This window comes from Solidesulfovibrio carbinolicus, from assembly GCF_004135975.1.
In the GTDB taxonomy this organism is placed as follows: Bacteria; Desulfobacterota; Desulfovibrionia; order Desulfovibrionales; family Desulfovibrionaceae; genus Solidesulfovibrio; species Solidesulfovibrio carbinolicus.
Genome location: NZ_CP026538.1, coordinates 501212 through 521402 on the forward strand (window position 1 = coordinate 501212; position 20191 = coordinate 521402).

Here is a 20191-nt window from a genome sequence, read left to right on the forward strand (position 1 = left end):
TTGGAGATGCGAAGCACCTTCTCACTTCTTGTTGTCCTGATCCTTCTTCTCCCCGGGTGTGCCACTATGCGCGGATCGCGCGTCGATACCGGCGGCATGACAGCTTATGATGGCGTAAGCGTCGATTATCCCGGTGATGCCCAGGCCCTGGCCGCCTCGGCAGCTGAGGAGATGGCCCACCGCTATCCGCCGGCCCGGACCACCCTGACGCTGATCAAAACTGATTCCACCTTCGGCCAAGACCTGGAAACCGCCTTGCGGGGGCAGGGTTTTCCCATTGCCGCCCCAGGCGCTTCCGGCGTGCGTGTCGCGTACACCCTGGATGTCATCCGAGAAGAGACGCCTCCCACCTGCTATCTGCGTGTCCAGACTTCTGATGGTGTTGCCTTCGGGACTTTGCACGCTTTGACCGGTGAACCCCGGCAGACCAAGGGAGAAAATTCTCTCCCCGAAAGCGCTCTTTCGAACTCGGCTTCGGCTCCAGAGCCCCATCCGTTAAACGATCTGCCCCCTGCGGTTGCGACAACTCCTCAGCCGACACCAGAAATGCCGTCCAAGCTGGAACGTAAGGGAGCGACTTCTCGCGAACGCAACGGCATTTCAGTGCGTGTCACAAGCTCAGCGGCCAAGATCGCCAAGCGCAACCGGATTTCCGTGGACAAGTTCTGCCGCCTTAACAACGTGGCTCCAGACGCGATCATTCCCGCCGGACGGCGTGTGCTGCTCCAGGAGCCCCATGAGTCTTGGGCCGGGATCATGCCGTTGCCGGAGGCGGCCCGGGCCGATTCCTCTTCTGAAGTTCGCCAGACAAAGTTCACGCCGAGCCAGGCGACGAAGGACACGCCGAGGGCGGCGACGATTCTGCCGGCGGTTGCGATCAAGCAGCCAGAGGCTGCTTCCATCCCTGCGAAGACCTCCTTCAAAGTCCCGGCGGATTCCTTGCCTGCTGTGCCCCCTGCGGCCTCATCTCCAGTCTCGCGGCTCATTGAAGTGGCCGCCTATTCGCCTGTGGCACCACAGGCAGCCCCGGCGACTGCGGCGGCTGCGACGCCTCAGCAGCCGACTCCACTCCCTGGACCGGCCCCTCTCTCGCCCCCAGCACCGTCCGTCCCTGATCGCACAACGACTCAAGTCACTGAACCGCAGTCCTCAGGTCCGGGATCGGCAGCGCCTGTAGCGGAAACGCCAGCGAGTCCACCTCCATCGCCGCCGACTCCTCCCGAGCCAGGTTGGAACGTCTCCCCTGGGAGCCTCCATTCCCAGCTCGGACACTGGGCCATGCGCGCTCATTATCAGCTGATCTGGAAAGCTCAGCATGACTTCGACTTAGAGGCCCGGGCCGACTTCGAAGGGGATTTCGAGACAGCCATCAAACAGCTTTTCGCAGGCCTGCATCGTAGTGGTCATGCCCTGCGGGTAACGCTCTACCGGGGCAACAATGTCCTCGAAGTTGCGGAGGATTAGGATGTTTACAACGAAATATATTTTTCTTCTTTTCGTTCTCGTCCTCGCTTGTGGCGGCTGCGCTAAAACAAACCGCCAAGTGGACCCCATCGAACGCCAAGGGGAAAAGTTCCGAGAGCAAAGCCGTTCGCGCACCGTGGAAGTGTTGGAGACGCCTTATCTGGGCGCGAAAATTTCTCCTCTCCGTTCCTCAACCAATCCGATCTTAAGCAAGCAGGTGATGCTGCGGCGCAAGGGCACTCTGGCCAGCATTGCGTCGGCCATAAGCGAGCTGTCGTCGCTACCTGTTCAGGTCGCTGCGGATGAGGACGCGAAGAAAGCAGCGCAGCCCGAGACTGGGCATGCCCCAGCCGCTCCCCAGGCTGCCGCTCCTTCCACGCCGGTTGGCGAACAGGGTGTGAATATGGACCTGGAAGCTTTGCTGCGGGGAGGCGGAGGAGGCCGCAACGGTCTCGCTCTATCCGGACTCGGCCTTAGCGATGGCAAGGTCCTGAGCGTTTCCTATGAGGGCACCTTGCGCGGCCTGCTTGACCATGTGGCTGCGCTATCAGGGTACGGTTGGGATTTCGACGAGAAAAATAACAGCGTCACCTTTGCCCACTTGTTGGTGCGCACTTTCACCATCATGGGGGCACCCGGCAAGGTGAGCTACGAAAACAAGCTCACGAACAAATCCAAGGAAAACGCGTCCACCGGCATAAGCAGTTCACTGGTGAGCCAACCGGTCTCCCGCGAGGACACCAGCTCGCAGACATCGCAGACATCGGGCACCACCCTGACTTTCGACGTGTGGGCGGACACGGAAAAGGCGGTGAAGGCCCTGCTTACTCCCAAGGGAGTGGTGGTCGTCAACCAAGCCGCCGGCACGATCACCGTCCGCGACACCCCGGAGAGCGTTCGGCGGGTGGGCACCTACGTGGATGAACTCAATACCCGCATTTCCAGACAAGTGGCTCTGACAGTCCGGGTCTGGTCGCTTAAAGTGACGGATGACGCCGAGATCGGATTCAACATTCAGACGCTTTTTCAAAATGCCGACGTCTCTGACGTGGCCCTTTCTGCCGGCAGCATAAGCGGTGTCGGGACCATCAACACGGCCACGGCGACCATAGTTTCCGGGAGGCTCAAGGACTCTTCGGCTGTGCTCAAGGCTTTGCGCCAGTGGGGAAAAGCAACACAAGTCACTTCTGCCGGTGGTTTGGTGATGAGCAACCAGCCCGTGCCAGTCCTGGCCATCGAACGCCATGCCTACTTGGCTGGAGTGGGCAAATCAACTTCCGATTACAGCCAGACCACGGAAATCACCCCAGGCGAGGTGACTACTGGATTTGCGATGACAGTCATTCCGCACATCCTGGATAAACGACGCGTCATACTGCAATACAACATAAATATTTCATCTCTTGACGAGATGAAAGAGCTGACGACTTCCGATGTGACTGTCGAGTTGCCGCAGACATCTACACGAGCCCTATCCCAACGATCAGCCATGAAGATGGGACAAACACTCGTCCTCTGCGGATTTGAAAAAGAATCCACCGACACCAGCAACGCCATAGGAATAACCAAGACATCTCATAGCGGAAACTATGGCCGGACATTGTTGGTTATCACCATCGAAGTGGAATCGGCGGAAGTGTAACCATGCGCCGCGTTGTCATCAATAAACGCCGCTGGGCGGTTGGTCTCCAATGGTTCATGGGCAACGCCAAGCAGACCGCTCCCGACCTGCGGCGGGCGGCTGGGAAGCTGGACAAGGCCCTGGACATGGTGGCGTACCGTCAACGTCAGTACGGATTTGCCGCCAGCGGCGGCGCGGTCCGCGATTGGCTCGGAGTTCGCGCCTTGGCGGCGGCGGTGCGCGTGACGTCGCCTTCGTTCCTGGGCCTTTTTTGCCTTGCGGATGAGAACGGCGAATTCTGGTGGGTGTTCGCCATATCTCAGTCCTTGATTGTGGGCATGGGGGACCAGGTCTTCCCGACCCGCGCCGAAGCCGAGGAGTGGATCAAGTCCCTGCAAGGCCTCCTCGACAGCGGTTTCGAGGAAATCGTCACCTGCGAAACCGTGGACGAAAGTCTGCATTGGCTCACCCCCCTAATCAGTGCTGGCCCTTTCAGCCGCCTGCGAAGCCGCAATGGCTATCTGCAACCTCTACAGCCCGTCCCGGAGCAGCGGCGGATGCTGGCTGTCCTGGGAGGGTTGGCGGCTGTGCTGCTGTTTTGCGGCTATGGGGTCAAGATTTTCTTGGCCCACCAAGCGGGCAAGCGAGCCGTGGAAGCGGCCCGGGTCGCCATGGTAAACAAGGAGCAGCGCAGAAAAGAGCTGATGGAACATCCGGAACGTTATTTCCCCCAGCCCTGGACCACTGCTCCGGAGCTTCAAGAAAGCGTTTCACGCGGCGTGAAGGCCCTTTTTACTCTTCCCATTGCCGCCTCGGGGTGGGTCCTTGATCGTGCTGTCTTTGACGGGGGGGCCGTGGTCGTCACCTGGGGACACAAACCCGGGGCGGATTATGTGCATTTGCCCTTTTCCGCTCGGATTGAGACCCCGCAAAAGGCTATTTCCCGCATCCCGGTCCCGGGGCCTCGCGTGCAGCGTTCTGCCGAACCGCTCCTTTCCCGCGAGGAATGCACGCGGCTTTTGTATCAGGGAACGCAGCTCATGGGGTCTCGCTTACGCCTTGTCTACAATTCCCCAGAGAAGAAGAAAGTTGAAAATGTTGAAGTAACCGCACCTTGGGCGCGATGTCAGTGGGAACTAAGCGATGTTCCCGCCGCAATACTTAATGATGCGGCGTTATCTGAAATCTTTTGGAAGATTCCTGGAATCATGCTGGAGACGATCACTCTAGACAAAAACGTTTGGGTCATCAAAGGGGCTGTTTATGTCGCAGCAAAGTAATCGCAAAAGAGTTCTGTGGATACTCGGGTGCGGGACGGCGGCCCTCGTGCTGGTGCTCGCCGGGGCCTGGGTCCTTTGGGGATGGCAAGAGGCAAGGCTCCCACCCGCGCCTAAAGTCCCGCCGAAATCGCAAACCAAAGATGTGGCCTCGGTTTCGGCCCCAGCTCCTGCGAAGCACAAAGGTTCTGCGCCGGCTTCAGCTCCAAAGGAGGCCCAGGCCTCCGAAGTCCCCCCTTTTACGGTCGATGCGGACACGGTCCCGAAGGCGGGAAACTTGGGAAAAATGACTTCGCTGCGGGGTGATCTGGAAGAGATCAAGTTGCAGGTGGCCATTGCCCAGGAAAAGGAAAAGCTGCTTCCGAAACAGGTCGCTCCCGCGCCCCAACCCCAGATGTTGTTGCCGGAGCTTCCCAAGCCCGTGGCGGCCAAACCGAATGAGGCGGCTCCGGTTGTCGTCTCAATCCAAGGCGTGGATGGCCATGCCAGCGCCACGATCCGTTCCAGCGCCGGCAGCCTGGTGACAGTCCGTCCCGGGGATAAGTTCGGCGGCGGCGTCATCGCCTCCGTCAGCCGCAACGGGGTTTTGGTGCGGCGCGGAAATACATCAACTGCACTGGCTTTCGAGTAGGCTCATTATGGAAGCAATTAGCGTTATTGACGACATCCCAGAGGCTTTGCGAGGGCGCGTGGCCCTCGTTAACGGCGTCCTCCATATCTCGGCAGAACTCAAAAATAACCTTCAAATCGTTGATTTCTATGGAAGCCTGCGGCGTCGCGGAATTCTGACCTATGAATTCCATAAGCCGGAAGAATTTGACAACACCTATCAGGCACAAGCGTCCAGGACGGGGCATGCAGAAAATGAGGTCCAACAGTATGCCATCGACCTCATTAAAGATGCCTACGAAACCGGAGCGTCCGACATCCATCTTATGGATTTCGGTCTCTATACCATTATCCGGTTCCGCTGCCTGGGGATGCTGACGGACCATACCCAGCTCAATGCCGAACTGGGCAAGCGGTTGATCGCCTGCATCTATCAAAAGCTCTCCCAGTCGGCCGACTCCTGCTTTTCCCCGACCGAACGGCAGGACGGGCGGATCGCCCAGCGCAACTACCTGCCGCCGAGCGTCCATTCCGTGCGTGTGCATTCCGAACCCATCGAATGCGCCCAGGCGGAATCCGGCGTGGGCACCTCCATGTCCCTGCGGCTTCTCTATGATGCGACTTTAGCCAAGGGCTCCCTGCAAGAGCGTATGACGGCGCTCGGCTTCACATCTTCCCAATGTGATACCGCCCAGTTTCTGACCAGGCGCACCGGGCTGACGATCATTTCCGGGCCAACAGGGCACGGGAAATCGACCTTCCTCAAGCACGTCATGGAGTCCATGACGGAGCGCAATCCCGAGAAAGCCTATTTCAGCATTGAGGACCCACCCGAGTATCCCCTCAAGGGGGTGCGCCAGGTCCTCATCTCCAGCAACGACCGGGACAATCGGTCTAGCGCGTATTGTGACGCCATCGCGGGAGCCATGCGAAGCGATCCGGACGTGCTCATGATCGGTGAGATCAGGTACGCCGAAGCGGCCGTAGCGGCCATTGACGCAGCGCTCACTGGCCATGGCGTCTTCGCCACGATCCATGCCAATAACGCCATGGGCATCATTGCCCGTTTGGTCAGCATCTTGGCTACCCATTACCGCAATCCCCTTGAGCAGATTTGCGACCATAACGTCTTGGCTGGCCTCGAATACCAACGGCTCCTGCCCATGCTGTGCCCGGACTGTAAAATTCGGCTGATGGACCTCAAACCCGAGCAGCGGCAGCAGTACTTGCCCGAGGACGTTGCCGGCCGCTTGCGGCGTGTCCTGGATGACCGTGAATCCGTCTTTGTTCGGGGCGATGGCTGTGAGAAGTGCCGGATGCGCGGCCTGAGCGGACAAACGGTTGCAGCTGAAATCGTGGCCACGGATCAGGAAATGCTCGGGTATTTGCGTGAAGGCAATATTCCCCGCGCCCATGAGTACTGGGTCAAGGAAAAAGGAGGCCGCAGCTACGTCGATCATGCTGTGGAACTCATTAAAGAGGGCATGGTCGATCCCTATCTCGCGGAAGAGCGCCTCGGCGTCCCCCTCAACTTCAACCAGGTTTTCGTGAGCGGGGGACGCTGATGCGAGGTTATCTGGCAGAAGTGTTGGCGCGGCTGGCCTTCGGCAGCACGCTCCGCCAACGGACCTGGAAAAAGCTTGCGGCCCAGGCCCGGCACGGCATGAGCCTGGATCAGAGCCTGCGGCAGATGCAGCTCCGGGCAACGATGCGCCGGTCCCCCACGGCATTGGTTTACTCCAGGGTGCTGGAATACCTGGGCCTGGGCCACAATCTGGGTACGAGTCTGTCTGATTTCGCCACGCCGGAAGAAGTCATGCTCATTTCCAGCGGCCAGCGCTCGGGGCGTTTGCCCGAGGGGTTGGAACTGGCGGCTGGCCTCTTAGCCGCTCGCCAGAAGATTGTAGGGGCCGTGGTGAGCGCGCTGGCTTATCCGGTCTTTCTCTTCGGTGTCTGTATGCTGCTTCTGGGCGTCGTCTCCATCATGGTGATGCCCAAATTCGCCATGCTGTCCGATCCCGCCAAATGGCACGGCGCGGCGGCCGCCTTCTACAAAATGACCTCGTTTGTGGCCTCTTCGGCTGGGGCCGTCACGTTGTTGGTTCTTCTCGGCGTCATTGCAACGGCGCTTTTGACCCTGCCCGTTTGGACCGGCCGGCTTCGGCTCTATGTCGAAAACCTGCCCCCCTGGTCGATCTACCGCCTGACCGTGGGCTCTGTCTGGCTCTACACCCTTTCGACCATGATGCGTTCCGGCATCCAGCTCTCACATATCATGGAGAGCATGATCAATTCCGAAAACATCAGCCCTTATCTGCGAGAGCGCATCCTCGCCATCTCCATTGAAAATGGTACCGGTAAGAACTTGGGTGAGTCGATGTATGATTGCGGCATGGACTTTCCGGACCAGGAATTGATTGATGATCTTCGCGTCTATGCCGTCTTGCCTAGCTTTCACCGTCGCATACACGAGCTTGCAACCGAATGGATGCACGATGGGGTGGAGCTGGTAAAGCGGCAATCTAGGCTCATGAACTTAATGGGCATCGTCCTGATTACGGCTTTAGTTTCAGTTCTGGCAATGGCGATAGGTTCTTTGCAGTCTCAACTCTTACCGACTGGAGGATATTGACATGACGCTTCTTGAAACTCTTGGAGCCATTCTCGTGGGGCTCATCATCCTGGCCGGGGCCGCCTTGGGACTCAACGCGGCGTTTTCTTCGTCGAAGCTCGGGGAGACTGAACAAAATCTCGTCACCCTGCGCATGCAGATACAGCACATGTTTTCCGGAGCCGCCGACTATAGCGGATTGGACAACAGCTTGGCCCTCAAAGCCGGAGTGGTGCCCAAGTCTTTTATCAAGGGGGAATCTCTCAAAAACGCTTTCGGTGGCGACATCACCTTGGCCCCGATGACGGCTGAAGCGGCTTTTTCTATCGAACTCACCACTATTCCCCAGGAAGAGTGTACCAAGCTGGCCAAGTTTCAGACAGATGCCTGGCTTGGTGTGGATGTGAACGGCCATGCCGTGGATCGCCTTTCGAGCACAGTGGTCTCGGATATTGTTTCCTACTGCGAAGAAAACAATACCATTCTCTTTACCGCGAGATAGCCATGCCGCTTTCGCAGTTGACGTATTCGGACCTCATCATCTTGCCGGATGGGACTGCTCGTCTCAAAGGCTGCCCTGAAACAGGGCAGCAACTCGTACCCTTGCCGAAAGATTGCGAGGACGAAGTAAAGGATTTGCCCAATCGTTTGGCCGACGCCGTGTTGGCCAAACGTCAGATTGATCCCGCAACCGGACTCCGCACGGAATCCGGAACGATTCGGTTCTTCCATGGCGGCGTCCATTACCGGGTAGCTGACATCCAAGACGTGGACGCGGGGCGAACCTGGTTCTTGCGCCGTTTGGCTGAGCGAGTCCCCGATCTGACGCAATTAGGCTTGCCACCGTACCTTTGCGAATGGCTGCTTTTAGAAGAGCAGCGTCAGGGGCTTGTTTTGGTGGCCGGCGCGCAGGCCTCCGGTAAAACGACGACGGCCAGTGCCCTGGTCGCTGGTCGTCTCAGCCGCCACGGCGGCCATGGCGTCACGTTCGAGAATCCCGCCGAACTGCCCTTAGGGGGGAACTGGGGGGAGCATGGCTACTGTTTTCAAACGGAAATTCAAGGAGAGCATGAACTCCCGGAACAGATAAAACGGGCGCACCGCTACGCATCACCAAATGTCATCTTTATCGGGGAAATTCTAACGAAATATGCCGCTTTGGAAGCTCTGCGCGTGGCTTTGGGCTCGAAGCAGCAGCTTGTGGTGGCCACGATCCATGGCCTCGATGTCATCGCCGCCTTGGATCGCCTCATCAACTGGGCTCAGGAATTCGACGGTGCCAACGCCTGCGAGAACCTAGCGAATTCCCTCTTGGCGATCATCCTCCAGGACCTCGAAGGTGACTCCAAATGGCAGAAAATCTCTCAATACCTCCTGTTGCCCTTCTCGACCTCCCAAAATGCCGAAAGCGCCATGCGCGTGAAAGGCATCAGGGCGAAATTGCGAGAGCGACAATTCACTTCTTTGCATGACGACATGCGCGAACTGCGGAACCGGATCGCAGATCACGGACTCAATGCTATATGAAAGCGCTGGCTGTTCTCATGATCCTTCTGGGACTCCTGGCTATGCTGCGCTTTGGGAGCATGGATTCCCAGGACGTGCAGCGGACTGAGGCGATAGCCCACAACTTCGCTGTCTACCGCAATGAAGTGCATCGGTATGTGTTTAAGGACCACAAAACGCCAGGGGATATTGCAACGGCTTCCCTGGACCTTCCCACGGGCTGGGTCATGCTGCGTCCCTGGCATGCTCGCATCGAGGCGGGCTGCCTCTACGTCTGGGGAGAAGCGTCGCCTGAGGAAATAGCGGTTGTCCGGGATTTATACTGGGGAAGCTACGCCATCGGCCGCGCGGCGGCTGGCCAGCTTGTCCCCAGTTACGGCGGCGTCACCCCGGTCCCTGCCTTCGTTTCCGAGGGCAACATCGTGAGCGTGGTCAGCGTGGAGTAATTACCATGAAACTCATCGAAACCATCGGGGCGCTGCTCGTCCTTTTCATCATGCTTCCGGTCCTCTTGAACCTGTGGGAGCTGGGCTCAATCGAGTTGGAAAAAAGGCAGGCAGCCGACCAACTGCTCGCGGTTTCCAAGGCTGCGGCCGCCTATGTCCGCAAGCACCAGACAGACCTTTTGACGCAGACCTCGGCCTCCAGCGGGCCGGCGATCGGGACCGACCCGCTGGTCACGGAAGGGTTTTTGGACGCCGGCTTTCTGGGCCACAACGTCTGGGGCCAGACCTATCAAATCACCTTTCGGCAGCCGTCAGCCAATACCCTTCAGGCCGTGGTTCTGACCACGGGCGGGCGCGGGCAGGATTCCAAGGATGTACGGTTTGCCACCTCGGTCGTTCCCTCGGCGGCGGCCATGGCGGGAGGAGCCGGCGGCTTTGTCCCCACGGGCGTTATTCCGGACCAGCCATCCAGTTCACTGCGCGGAGCCTTCGGCGGGTGGACACTTAACCTGGCCAGCGTCGGGATCACATCCCCAGGGCCTGGCCATCTTGGGGCGCTCAGCACGTTCGACAGCTCAAGCCTCGGTCAGGATTTCCTCTACCGGGTGGCCGTCCCGGGCCACCCGGAACTCAACCAGATGCAAACGGAACTGGATATGACGGATCACGCAATCCGAAACCTCTATGAGGTCCAGTTCACCGCACGAACGTTAGATAGCGAAACCTGCGATACCGCCGCTGAAGGCAGGTTATTTTTGGATAACGCACAGGGTCTTTACCTTTGCCGGAACGGCAAAATGGAAATGATGGCCGATACCGGCAACAGCACGCTTTTTAAAAACGCGACCCTGGCCAAGGACGGGGACCTTATTGACAAGCCGTCCTGTCCGCCGGGAACCGATACCACTCCGCAAATCTTCGTGGCTCCGACAATCGCAGCCGCCGGGGCCGCCGCTCCTCCCATCACATCGTTTCAGGCTTGGGCGGTCAACGCCAGTCCGACCCAATGGCAGGTGCATTTGCGGCTTTTGACCACGGACGACACCTTGGGTTGGGTCAATCCCGCATCGGACTACGGCCGCATCATGGTCTGTACAACCTGCGCCAAAGGAAGTTGATCATGCTCAATGATCCCAATGAATATATCGAAACCCAAAGGATGCGGAAGTGGCCGCTCTATCTTTCTATTGTCGTCGGAGCCATATTGCTTGGCATTCTTGTCTACTCTGTGGAGTTTACCAGCAAGGCTAAGAAGGATGTGAAAGAAAAGCCGGCAATAGTCGTTCGGGATGACAAGCCCCTCATAAGTGATGCCGGCGGCATGGGCATGGCGACGCCTCCACCGCCGCCAACGCCGACAACACCGCCCCAGCCCATCGTCCAGGTGGTCACCAGCAACGAGCCGCCGGAATATAAACGCGAATTGGAAGAATTGCGCAGGCAGCGGCATCAAGCCGCCATGACCGCGCTTTCGTCGCCGCTTGTCATTCGCAAGGTCAAGGACGAGACGGCGAAGATCGGGCTCCAGGGTGAGAACAATCCGCTGAAGCCCGAAAGAGAGTCGACCGGTGACCCTCTTGACCGGCTTGAGCGGCTCGCGGGAGCGCCCCGGGAGGGGGACTACAACCCGGCGGCGGACAAGGACAAGGAGGCCTTTTTTGATCGGGCGAAGAAGACCGATAAACAGTGGATTTCCCCCAACACCCGGATGGCGGGACAGCGGTTTGAGGTCAAAACCGGTGCCGTGATCCCAGCGGTGATGATCGGTGGCATCAATTCGGATTTGCCCGGCCAAATCATCGCTCAGGTCAGCCAGAATGTCTTCGACACGGCCAATGGCCAATTCCTGCTCATCCCGCAAGGAGCCAGACTCTACGGGGTCTATGACTCCCGGATCATCTATGGCCAGTCCCGCGTGCTCGTGGCCTGGAACCGCATCATCTTTCCTGATGGCTCGGCCATCACCCTGGAGTCCATGCCCGGCACTGACAGCGCCGGCTATTCGGGCTTCAACGATGAGGTGAACAATCACTATTTCCGAACTTTTGGCGGCGCGCTGCTCATGTCGCTCATCACCGGGACCACTTCTTGGGCCGTGGACAGCATGACCCCGACATCCAATAGCTCCAATTCCACAAACAGTTCCTCGACGCCGACGCTCCAGCAGGAAATGGCCTCGGCCCTGGCCACGCAGTTCGGCCAAACTACCTCCAAGCTTCTCGAAAAAAACATGAACATCAAGCCGACGCTGGAAATCCGGCCTGGCTACCGGTTCAACGTCATCGTGACCAAGGACCTGGTCTTCAAGGAGCCGTATCGTGAGCAGTGAGATCATTCAGCACGGCCTGGGCGGCATCAAGACGCGCCGTAAGCTTTTGCGATGGGGCTACCTCCTTTTCATGGTGCTCTTGGCCGGGGTCAGCTTGTCCTTGGCAACCCAGCGGGTGGCGGCCTTCTTTGGCAACCATCAATCTCTGGGCACCCCCTGGGGCTCGGCCTTCGGCATGGTCTGGTACGCGCCCTGGTCGATCCTTTCGTGGCACCAGTGGAGCGACGAATACGAGGCCGTGCGCCGGGCCGAGTTCCATGGGCAGATGCTCTTTATCGTCCCCCAATTTCTGATCCTGGGATTTGCTCTGCTGTCCATGCGTAAACCCAAAGACACGTCCGATATTCATGGCTCCGCCCACTGGGCCTCGGAGGATGAGATCAAGGAGATGGGGCTTTGCGGCGGTCAAGGCATCTATGTCGGCGGTTGGCTCAAGAAATTCCATGGGTGGCAGGCCGTCAGGCAATGGCTCCGGGGTCGTCGCGCGCAGACGCAACGCTATCTGCGCCATGATGGCCCCGAGCACGTGCTCCTCTATGCGCCAACCAGGTCCGGCAAAGGCGTGGGCGTCATCCTGCCGACGTTGCTTTCCTACCCCGATTCAACGGTCAACTTGGACATCAAAGGTGAGAACTGGGCGCTGACTGCGGGGTGGCGGCGGTCCCAGGGGCACAAGGTCCTGCGCTTTGATCCGTCAGATGCCAGCCTTGGCGATGACAGGCTCGGCACCTGCTTCAACCCCCTGGATGAGGTGCGGCTGGATACGCTCAAGGCCATCCCGGACGTGCAAAACATCGCCACCATGATCGTGGACCCCGAGGGCAAGGGGCTCCAAGACTATTGGGCCAAAGCGGGTTTTGCCTTCATTGCCGGCGCGCTGCTCCATTGCTTGGTGACGGTGCGCCACAAGGCAAAAAGGACGGCCACCCTCAGCGATCTGGGCAACATGCTTGCCGACAAGGACCGCACGATTGAGGAGCTCTTTGAGGAGATGCTCAAAACTGATCATGCGGCCCTGGTCGCGGAATGCTTTCCCTCGGGAGCCATAGGCGGCCAGGACATTCATACGTTTATCGCCTCCTCGGCCCGGGAGATGCTCAACAAGAGCGCCAACGAGTGCTCGGGCGTCGTGGGCACGGCCGTTTCCAACCTGGCGCTTTACCGCGATCCAGTGGTGGCCATGAACACGGCCCGCTCGGACTTTCGGGTGCGCGATCTTCTTCATCATGAAAAGCCGGTGAGTCTTTATCTCGTTGTGAGCCCCACGGATGTGAACCGAGTGCGGCCACTGCTCCGGCTGATCCTCAACATCATCATCAGCCGTATTTGCGAACGCATGGATTTCGAGAACGGCGAGCAAAAGAAGCCGCCTCGCCGTTTGCTCATGCTCATGGATGAGTTCACTTCCATCGGCAAGATGGAAGTCATTAACAAATCCATCGCCTATGCCGCTGGATACGGCATCAACTATCTGCTCGTTATTCAAAACATCGAGCAACTCAATGAGACCTACGGCAAGGAAAATGGCATCAAGGGCAACTGTCACGTCCGGATCGCCTACGCGCCGAATACCCTGGAGACGGCCAAAGAACTCTCGGAAATGACAGGCAAGACGACGGTCGTGACCGAAAGGACCTCCTTGTCAGGCTCTCGCAGTGGGCACTTGAAAAACGCCTCGGTCAGCATCTCCGAGACCGCTCGGCCGCTTCTGACGCCAGACGAATGTATGCGCCTGCCGGGCCTCACGAAAACGGGCGAGAAAGCCAAAAAGCCCGGCGACATGCTCATTTTCGTGGCCGGCCAGTCTCCAATCTACGGCCATCAAATCCTGTATTTTCGAGACCCGGCATTTTCCGAACGGGTCAAAATACCGGCTCCAGTCCAATCCGACTCCCTCGGTGCGGCCACCAGCTCCAACCTTAAAGCCAATCCTAAGGCCACAACCGCCCTTGAGAAGCAAAGTGGCTACGCTGCCTACCTCAAAAAAGCGCAGGGGGCTCAAGCATGAGGCCCAGCGTCGTCTTTCTCGTGTGCATCATGGGGTGCGCGGGAGTCCTTTTTTTCGAGGGCGGGTTTCGGTTCAACGCCACCGCCTCGATGCCCAGGGGGGTCTATCAGCTTGTCCCTGGCCAGGCTGTGGTGATCGAGCACGGCGCCCTCGTCAGCTTCTGCCTGGAAGACACAACCTTCACGCCTTTGGCTCTGGAGCGGGGTTACCTGCGGCCCGGATCATGTCCGGGTGGACTGCAACCATTGCTCAAGGTCGTAGCGGGGCTCCCAGGTGACGAGGTGGGCCTGGCCCCGGACGGCATCTGGATTAACGGCCGGCTCCAGCCTGAGAGCCAGGCGCATTCGCAAGACAGCTCCGGCAGGCCGCTGCCGCCAATCGCACTTCGCTCTGGCCGGATTCCCCAGGGCATGGCCCTGATCCTGTCATCTGGGCATCCAGGCGGTTTTGACGGCCGATACTTTGGCCTGGTCCCCCTCACTTCGCTTCAACTGGTGAAGCCGGTTCAACTCTTCGACACAGGAGAAAAATGAATGGAACGAGAAGCACTAAAAGCGGCGGCTCGGGCAGTGGACGTCCAGGCCTCGGAAAATCCCAGCCTTGGCATCCCGGCCGATCCCGAGGTGGCGGATTTCCTGGGCGCGTTTGAGGAAAAGGCCATCGGCCTCGATGATCTGGACGTTCAAGAGGGTGAGGAGGGCGGCCGTGGCGCATAAAGACCGCAAACCCTTTCACGAAGAATTTGCCGCACAGCTCATCGAGGACCTTAAAAATGGCACGGCTTCTTGGCAAAAACCTTGGCAGCCCGGGGAACTGCACGCGCCGCTGAATCCCGTCTCGGGCACGGTCTACAGCGGCATCAATCGGGTGATGCTCTCCCGCAAAGGGTACGAGGACCCGCGCTGGATGTCGTTGAAGCAGGCCAACTCCCTGGATTGCCGGGTCCGGAAGGGCGAAAAAGCCCAGACCATCGTCTATTGGCAGTTCTCCAAGGAGGAGCCGGCCCGGGACGATGACGGGAAGCCGAAGCTGGACGGCGAGGGCAACCAGGTCATGGAAAAGGTGGAGTTAAGCCGCCCGATTGTGCGCTTCTCTTCGGTTTTTCACGTCAGCCAGTTGGAGGGTAACATCCCGCCTTTGGACCCGTCCACGGTCAGCCTGGCTTGGGACCCGAATCAAAAGGCGGAGACGATCCTCGAAAACTCGGGCGCGACCATCAAACACAATCAGCGCAACCGGGCGTATTACAGCCTGCGCTCGGATGAAATCTGCCTGCCCCCCAAAGACCATTTCCCCTCGGCTGATGGCTACTACGTCACGGCGCTCCACGAACTTGGCCATTGGACCGGCCATCCTTCCCGGTTGGACCGGGAGTTCGGTCCCTTCGGTTCCGAGCCTTATGCCCGCGAGGAGTTGCGGGCTGAAATCGCCTCTTGGATGCTCGGTCAGGATTTAGGCATCGGCCACGATCCCGGGCAGCATCTGGCCTACGTGGACTCGTGGGTCTCCGTTCTCGAAAAGGACCCCTATGAAATCGTCCGCGCCTGCCGCGACGCGGAGAAGATCAAACAGCACGTGCTCAACATGGAACAAAAGCAGGAACAGTCCCAGGAGATGATGGCCCAAGACAAAGCCGTCGCCAGCTCCCCGGCCGAAAAGAAAGAGGACCTCGATGCCCGGGTTCATTTTTGGCATGAAAATGAGACCGGCAAGTCTCTCCAGGATTTTTTGGGGCTTAGCAACGACGCATTTGCCGCCTATCTGCGTGACGAGGGCGTGGAAAAAGCGCCCCCCGCTCCCGCCAAGGAAAAAACCTTCCTGGCCGTGCCGTTTCGCGAAAAGGAACGGGCGAAAGCGGCCGGAGCCAAGTGGGATGGCAAAGCCAAGCTCTGGTACGCGCCCGAGGGCGCGGACATGACCAAGCTCGGCACCTGGCTGCCGTCCAAAGAGCCGAGCCCGGCCCAAACCATGGACCCCAAGGAAGAGTTCGCCCAGGCCTTGCGCGCAGCCGGCCTGGAGCTTCAGGGCGCGCCTATCATGGATGGGAAGATTCACCGGGTCCCAATCGCCGGTCGACCGAACGCTCTGGATGGTGCTTACCAAGGTTTCCTCGATGGCCATCCCGCCGGCTGGTACCAGAACTACGTGACCGGCGAAAAAACCACGTGGAAAGCTCATGGCCACACCCTGACCGATGAACAGAAGGCGGCTCTCAAATTGGAAGCGGCTGAACGCGGTCAGCGCCGGGAGCGTGAACGGCTCAATGAACAGAACCGAGTAGCCCAGCAGTGCACCCAAGCCTTTGCCGAACGCTCTCTCGCCTCCGCCGAGCACCCGTATCTCCTGAAAAAGAGGGTCCTCCCGCTTGGAATCAAAGAATCCTGGACTGACGACGCACGGGCAGGCGAGTTATTGCTCGTCCCCCTCTGCAATGCGGACGGGGAACTGCGCAATGTCCAGGAAATCCATCCGGACGGCAGCAAGCGGTTCCAGCCTGGGGGGCAGAAAAAAGGCTGCTTCCACTTGATCGATCCTGAGCGGAAGCTCGATCAAGGGGAAATCTTGTTGACCGAAGGCTACGCCACAGGTGCCAGCGTGCATATGGCCACAGAGAAGCCAGTGGCCGTGGCGTTTGACGCCGGCAATTTGGAGCCGGTTGCCCAGGCGCTACGTGAAAAGTATCCCGCTGCCAAAATCACGATCTGCGCGGATAACGACTATCGAAACCCCAACAGCAACGTCGGGGTCGAGAAGGCCAAGCAGGCCGCCCAGGGCATTGGTGGGAATGTCGTCGTCCCTGTCTTTAACAAAGAGGAAATGGCTGTTGGCTTAAAGGACTTCAACGATCTCCATCTTTCTCGGGGGCTCAAGGAAGTGGCCGCACAAGTGTCCAAGGCCCGAGGGATGACTCGGGGCCACGACCAGCATCTTGGCCGTGAACTGAGCTGCGAGATGACCCGATGAACACGATCCGCCAGGTCTGCATGGCCCTGATCGTGCTCCTTGCCGCGGCCTCCCCTGCCCGAGCGCAATCCACCGTTGACCTGGTCAACCTCTTCGATGGTCCTTGCGAACGCTACGGCGTGCCGAAGCCGTTGGCCTTGGCTATCGCTGGCCATGAAAGCGGCGGCCGTCCATGGGCCATGAACATTGCCGGCCGGCCGGTCCTTCACGCGTCGAAGGAAGAGGCCTTGGCGGTGGCCCGGGCCGCGCTTGCCGCCGGGCTCTCCTTCGACATCGGTCTCATGCAAATCAATGCGCAGTGGCTTCGACGCTACCGACTGCCCCTGGAGCTGGTGTTCGAGCCTCGCGGCAACGTCCAGGTGGGCGTCTGGATACTGGCCCAGGCCATCAAGCGCTATGGCCTGACCTGGGAGGCCGTGGCCACCTATCACACCCCCCTGGAACGAAATCCTGAACGCGGGCGGGCCTACGCCGCCGCTGTCCTGGCCAGACTCGGCAGCAAAGCTCCTGCGATGATGTCGTCTTCCTCTTCGAGTCCGCGACAGACGGTGTCGCCGGCAGCATCGCCAATGGTCGTCAAACGTCGAGAAGTGGCCAGCAACGAAAAGTGAGGTAGTACATGAACCTTTTGATTGTTGAATCCCCTGGCAAGATCAAAAAAATACAAGGTTTCCTGGGTGAGGGATGGCAGGTCATGGCCAGCGTCGGCCACGTGCGCGATCTGCCCAGGGATGACATCGGCGTCAACGAGACGTCCTACCGCCCGCGCTACCTGCCCACCGAACGGGGGAAAGGCGTCATCGCCAAGCTGGCCAAGGCTGTTCAAGATGCCCAGGCCGTGTACCTGGCCACGGACCCCGACCGGGAGGGGGAAGCAATTGCGTGGCATCTGGCCGACGCCTTGCGGCTCAAAGACCCTCAGCGTGTCACCTACGCCGAAATTACAGAACAGGCGGTCAAAAAGGCTCTGGCTAGCCCGCGTGGCCTGGATATGCATCTTGTGGCCGCCCAGGAAGGTCGTCGTGTTTTAGATCGGTTGGTGGGCTACAAGGTCTCAGGCCCTCTTTCGCGGGTCGTGGGCGGCAAAAAGTCGGCGGGGCGCGTTCAGAGTCCGGCTCTGCGCCTGGTCGTGGATCGTGAGCGCGAAATCCGAGCTTTTACGGTCACGACGCATTACGGGGTCAATCTCATTTTTGACCAGGTCGAAAACATCACCCCCGGCTGGGTGGCCACCTGGTTGGTGAAGGATTGGCTGGAACCAGGTCGAAGCTACTTGCTGGACAAGGAACTGGCCACGAGGGTGGCCACTGAGACCCGCAAGGTGACTGTCCTGAGTTGCGAGGAGACGGAAAGCCGGTCCGCGCCGCCAGCGCCGTTCACCACGTCGACGCTCCAGCAGGCGGCTTCAGCGGCTCTGAAGATCTCCCCGAAGGAAACGATGGGCCTCGCGCAACGGCTCTATGAGGCCGGGCATATCACCTATATGCGGACGGACTCGCCCAACCTCAGCGATGAGGCCGTGGCTGCCATCCAGGAGTATTGCCGCAGCCGGGACTGGCCGGTGGTGGCTAAAAGCCGGCGGTGGAAGAGCAAGGAAGGCGCGCAGGAGGCCCATGAGGCCATTCGTCCCACCCACATCGAGGCAGAAGAGGCTGGAGAGACCGAGGGCGAGCAGGCCCTCTACGCGCTGATCCGCCGGCGCACCTTGGCCAGCCAGCTAGATGACGCTGTTTTTGACGTCCGGACCGTGCAGCTAGCGGGTAACGTCATCTCGGATCGCGGGCCTATTTTTGAGGCCAAAGGCCGAACCCTGAGCAGACCCGGCTGGAAGATCGTCATAAAACAAGACGATGCCGAGGGCGAGGAGCAGGAAAAAGAGAACCCTGTGCCGCGCCTCCAGGCGGGCAGTCAACTGGCGGTGGGAGCCGGCCTGGTTACGGTACATAAAACCAAACCACCGGCACGGTATACCGAAGCGTCCCTGGTCAAGGCACTGGAGGAGCGGGGTATCGGGCGGCCGTCCACCTATGCTGCCATCCTAGAGAACATCATGGCCAGGGAGTACGTGCGCCTGGAAAAACGTAACCTGGTGCCAACGGATGCCGGCGAGGTCGTGGTCGATGCGCTTCGCGGTCACTTCGGCTTTCTGGACTATTCCTATACCCAGGGCATGGAAGAAAGCCTTGATGCCCTAGCGGAGGGAAAAGTTCCTTATGTTGAGGTCATGCGCCAATTTCACACGAGCCTTGAAGCAGAGCTTAAAGGCTTCGTGTCCCTCACTTCCCATGCTTGTCCGGCCTGCGGTAAGCCTTTGCGCCGGATCACCAAGCCAGCGGGCAAGAATGACCGTGGCTACGATTTCTGGGGGTGCTCGGGTTATCCGGATTGCTCTGCGACATTCGCCAATGCCGGCGGCAAGCCTGGAGAACGCCTGGAAACCCGGCAAAAGGCTCCTGTGAGCAGCTTCCAGTGTCCGAAATGCAAAAAGCCCTTGATCCACCGCATAAAGGAAGGGGCCGGAGGCTACGATTTCTGGGGATGCTCGGAATTTCCGAAATGCAAGGAGTCCTTTCCTGATGCCGGCGGTCAGCCTGCTTTTGACGCCAAGAGGAAAGGAGGCAAAGCATGACCCTTATCCGGCGCATCATCTTCTTACTGGCCCTTGTCCTTTCTGTAGGCCACGGCCAGTACAGCATCGCTGCTGATGGATTGAGCTTTAATCCAACTTTGATTACAATAACCAGCACGGGGACTATTCCGGTTGGAACCGTCATCCCGTGGCCATCGACGTCATTCCCGCCCGATGCCAGCAGGTGGTTGGAGTGTAATGGCCAGGCAGTACCTTCTGGCAGCCAGTATGATCGCCTTAGGGCCGCCGTCGGAACGAACGTGCCGAATTATGGCGATCAATTTTTACGAGGAACAACAACGCTAAGCCTAGTTGGCACTAAGGTATCCGATTCGATCAGAAGCCACACGGTCTACGTGCCAGGGCAAAATGCTCCTGTCAGTGGGAATTTGAACTCAACAGGTCTTTCCGGATCAGCATCGCCGCAGAGCTATTCTTATCAGGCTGTAACTGGATCACAAACTGTTCTTACGTGGGTCGATGGTGTGCCCAATCTGGGACAAACTCAATCTCCCAATATGGGTTGGTCTAATGGATCGACAAGCGGAGGGAGCGTTTCAGGTTCACTGAATAGCGGCTCTTTAACTGGTACTGCGTATGTATCAAGTCAAACCGGAACCTATGCCGGGGGATCAGAAACAGCGCCTGTTCATACCAGAGTTAGATATCTCATACGTGCTGTTCCGTAACAATTGGTAATTATAACTTCGGCTAACGTGGCCGTCAG

18 protein-coding genes are annotated in these 20191 nt (G+C 59.0%); all 18 read left to right on the plus strand.

Annotation, left to right across the window (positions count from 1 at the left end; genetic code table 11):
- Window positions 1-6 precede the first annotated feature (6 nt).
- A complete protein-coding gene (locus C3Y92_RS02225; RefSeq protein WP_129349088.1) occupies window positions 7-1464 on the plus strand; it encodes a toxin co-regulated pilus biosynthesis Q family protein in 1458 nt (485 codons plus the stop codon).
- Window position 1465: 1 nt separating this feature from the next.
- Window positions 1466-3106 carry a pilus assembly protein gene (locus C3Y92_RS02230; protein WP_129349090.1) on the plus strand — a complete coding sequence of 547 codons (1641 nt, stop codon included), beginning with the start codon at window positions 1466-1468 and terminating at the stop codon, window positions 3104-3106.
- A 2-nt stretch (window positions 3107-3108) separates the two neighbouring features.
- On the plus strand, window positions 3109-4365 hold the full coding sequence (gene pilO2 / locus C3Y92_RS02235) for a type 4b pilus protein PilO2 (RefSeq protein WP_129349092.1): 1257 nt from the start codon (window positions 3109-3111) through the stop codon (window positions 4363-4365).
- Between the two features lie 283 nt (window positions 4366-4648).
- On the plus strand, window positions 4649-4993 hold the full coding sequence (pilP, locus tag C3Y92_RS21040; protein WP_235669685.1) for a type IV pilus biogenesis protein PilP: 345 nt from the start codon (window positions 4649-4651) through the stop codon (window positions 4991-4993).
- 7 nt (window positions 4994-5000) lie between these two features.
- Complete coding sequence (locus tag C3Y92_RS02245; RefSeq protein WP_129349096.1) at window positions 5001-6536, plus strand: ATPase, T2SS/T4P/T4SS family; 1536 nt, start codon at window positions 5001-5003, stop codon at window positions 6534-6536.
- On the plus strand, window positions 6536-7603 hold the full coding sequence (locus tag C3Y92_RS02250) for a type II secretion system F family protein (RefSeq protein WP_129349098.1): 1068 nt from the start codon (window positions 6536-6538) through the stop codon (window positions 7601-7603). The genes C3Y92_RS02245 and C3Y92_RS02250 overlap by 1 nt, the downstream gene beginning before the upstream one ends.
- Window position 7604: 1 nt before the next feature.
- Window positions 7605-8084 (plus strand): type 4 pilus major pilin, encoded by a 480-nt coding sequence (locus C3Y92_RS02255; RefSeq protein WP_129349100.1) that lies wholly within the window; start codon window positions 7605-7607, stop codon window positions 8082-8084.
- A gap of 2 nt (window positions 8085-8086) precedes the next feature.
- Entirely contained in the window at window positions 8087-9109 is a 1023-nt protein-coding gene (locus C3Y92_RS02260) for an ATPase, T2SS/T4P/T4SS family (protein ID WP_129349102.1), read from the plus strand.
- Window positions 9106-9534: a type IV pilus biogenesis protein PilM gene (gene pilM, locus C3Y92_RS02265; protein WP_129349104.1), complete on the plus strand. Its 429-nt coding sequence runs from the start codon at window positions 9106-9108 to the stop codon at window positions 9532-9534. Before C3Y92_RS02260 ends, pilM begins: the two co-directional genes overlap by 4 nt.
- A 5-nt stretch (window positions 9535-9539) precedes the next feature.
- Window positions 9540-10652, plus strand: coding sequence for a shufflon system plasmid conjugative transfer pilus tip adhesin PilV (gene pilV, locus C3Y92_RS02270; protein ID WP_129349106.1), 1113 nt, complete (start codon window positions 9540-9542; stop codon window positions 10650-10652).
- 2 nt (window positions 10653-10654) lie between these two features.
- Window positions 10655-11863, plus strand: coding sequence for a TrbI/VirB10 family protein (locus tag C3Y92_RS02275; protein ID WP_207214022.1), 1209 nt, complete (start codon window positions 10655-10657; stop codon window positions 11861-11863).
- On the plus strand, window positions 11853-13871 hold the full coding sequence (locus C3Y92_RS02280) for a type IV secretory system conjugative DNA transfer family protein (RefSeq protein ID WP_129349110.1): 2019 nt from the start codon (window positions 11853-11855) through the stop codon (window positions 13869-13871). The genes C3Y92_RS02275 and C3Y92_RS02280 overlap by 11 nt, the downstream gene beginning before the upstream one ends.
- A complete protein-coding gene (gene traF, locus C3Y92_RS02285) occupies window positions 13868-14404 on the plus strand; it encodes a conjugative transfer signal peptidase TraF (protein WP_129349112.1) in 537 nt (178 codons plus the stop codon). Before C3Y92_RS02280 ends, traF begins: the two co-directional genes overlap by 4 nt.
- Complete coding sequence (locus tag C3Y92_RS02290; protein WP_129349114.1) at window positions 14405-14587, plus strand: hypothetical protein; 183 nt, start codon at window positions 14405-14407, stop codon at window positions 14585-14587.
- The gene (locus C3Y92_RS02295) at window positions 14577-16835 is read left to right on the plus strand and encodes a zincin-like metallopeptidase domain-containing protein (protein ID WP_129349116.1); all 2259 of its coding nucleotides are present in this window, start codon (window positions 14577-14579) and stop codon (window positions 16833-16835) included. Before C3Y92_RS02290 ends, C3Y92_RS02295 begins: the two co-directional genes overlap by 11 nt.
- Window positions 16832-17446 carry a lytic transglycosylase domain-containing protein gene (locus C3Y92_RS02300; protein ID WP_129349118.1) on the plus strand — a complete coding sequence of 205 codons (615 nt, stop codon included), beginning with the start codon at window positions 16832-16834 and terminating at the stop codon, window positions 17444-17446. The genes C3Y92_RS02295 and C3Y92_RS02300 overlap by 4 nt, the downstream gene beginning before the upstream one ends.
- Window positions 17447-17454: 8 nt before the next feature.
- Complete coding sequence (topA, locus tag C3Y92_RS02305) at window positions 17455-19464, plus strand: type I DNA topoisomerase (protein WP_129349120.1); 2010 nt, start codon at window positions 17455-17457, stop codon at window positions 19462-19464.
- Window positions 19461-20153 (plus strand): phage tail protein, encoded by a 693-nt coding sequence (locus C3Y92_RS02310; RefSeq protein ID WP_129349122.1) that lies wholly within the window; start codon window positions 19461-19463, stop codon window positions 20151-20153. Before topA ends, C3Y92_RS02310 begins: the two co-directional genes overlap by 4 nt.
- The last annotated feature ends 38 nt before the right edge of the window (window positions 20154-20191 follow it).